The organism is Peptoniphilus olsenii, from assembly GCF_040545475.1.
GTDB lineage: Bacteria > Bacillota > Clostridia > Tissierellales > Peptoniphilaceae > Peptoniphilus_A > Peptoniphilus_A olsenii.
Window position 1 is genome coordinate 1 of sequence record NZ_JBEPMA010000032.1, and the last position, 1,787, is coordinate 1,787.

At 32.7% G+C, this 1,787-nt stretch carries 1 protein-coding gene; it reads left to right on the forward strand.

Annotated elements, in window-relative coordinates; translation table 11 throughout:
- A partial coding sequence (locus ABID14_RS10045) for a helicase-like domain-containing protein (RefSeq protein WP_354369620.1) occupies positions 1-1,787 on the forward strand: 1,787 nt, incomplete at both ends.

Below are 1,787 nucleotides of genomic sequence, written 5' to 3' on the forward strand. Positions count from 1 at the left end.
TTAGGAGCAACTTGGATACCTCAAAAAGATATAGAAGACTTTACTTTTAATCTTTTAAAAACACCAGGTTATGATAGGTGGAATATAAATGTTAGGTTCTCACCACATACAAGTGAATGGAATATTGAAGGTAAGAGTGTTGACTCAACTAATGACCTTGCTAACATGACTTATGGTACAAGTAGAGTAAATGCCTATAAGATAATTGAAAATGCTCTTAATCTAAAAGATACGAAGGTATTTGACCAAGTAATAAATGATGATGGGTCTAAGACTTCTGTATTGAATAAAAAAGAAACTATGCTTGCAAGTCAAAAGCAAGAATTGATTAAAGAAGAATTTAAGAATTGGATATTTGAAGATCCTGATAGAAGATATAGGCTAGAAAAGATTTATAATGAAAAATTCAATTCAATTAGAAATAGAGAATTTGATGGTTCTAACTTAACTTTTGATGGAATGAATACTGAAATCAGACTTCGAGAACATCAAAAAAATGCCATAGCAAGGACTCTTTATGGAGGAAATACACTGCTTGCCCATGTAGTAGGAGCAGGAAAAACTTTTGAAATGGTGGCTTCTGCTATGGAATCTAAAAAGTTGGGACTTGCAAGTAAATCATTATTTGTAGTTCCTAACCATCTAACTACTCAAATTGGTAGGGAGTTTATGCAGTTATATCCGTCAGCAAATATTATGGTGGCCGATAAAAAAGACTTTCAACCCAAAAATAGGAAAAGATTTATTGGTAGGATTGCAACGGGAGAATATGATGCGGTCATCATAGGACACTCTCAATTTGAAAAAATACCGATGTCTAAGGAATACCAGGTAAGACATATACAAGACCAAATTGATGATATAGTTTCCTTTATTGATGAGAATAAAAGAAATAGAGGGGAAAATTTCACAGTAAAACAACTGGAAAAGACAAAGAAGAAACTCTTGGTAAGACTGGAAAAACTAAATGATGACTTTAAAAAAGATGATGTAATAACCTTTGAAGAACTAGGAGTAGATAAGTTATTTATAGACGAAGCTCATAATTACAAAAACTTATTCTTGCATACCAAGATGAGGAATGTTGCGGGTATCGGTCAGAGTGAAGCCTTTAAGTCTTCAGATATGTATATGAAATGTAGGTATATGGATGAAATGACAGATGGAAAGGGAGTTGTATTTGCTACTGGTACACCAATATCAAATTCAATGACAGAGCTTTATACTATGCAAAGATACCTTCAATATGACGATCTAAAGGCAAGAGGATTAGAACATTTTGACGCTTGGGCTTCTACTTTTGGAGAAACAGAAAATACCTTTGAATTATCTCCAGAAGGCACTGGATATAGGCAAAAAACAAGATTTTCAAAGTTTTATAATTTACCAGAATTGATGTCTATGTTTAAAGAAGTAGCAGATATAAAGACTTCAGATATGTTAAATTTGCCAGTACCAGAAGCAAGTTTTGAAGTTATTAAAACAAAACCTACTGAGGAACAAAAAGAAATACTAGAAGCTATTTCAGATAGAGCTGACGCAGTTAGAAATAATCAAGTCGAGCCAACAGAAGATAATATGCTAAAAATTACAAATGATGGTAAAAAACTTGCCCTAGACCAAAGATTAATAAACCCACTACTTCCAGATGATCCTAATTCAAAGGTAAATGTATGCGTTAAAAATATCTTTTCAATCTGGGATAAGACAAAAGAAAGCTCATCAACCCAGTTAGTATTTTCAGATATGTCTACACCAAAAGGAGATGGAGAATTTAATATCTATGA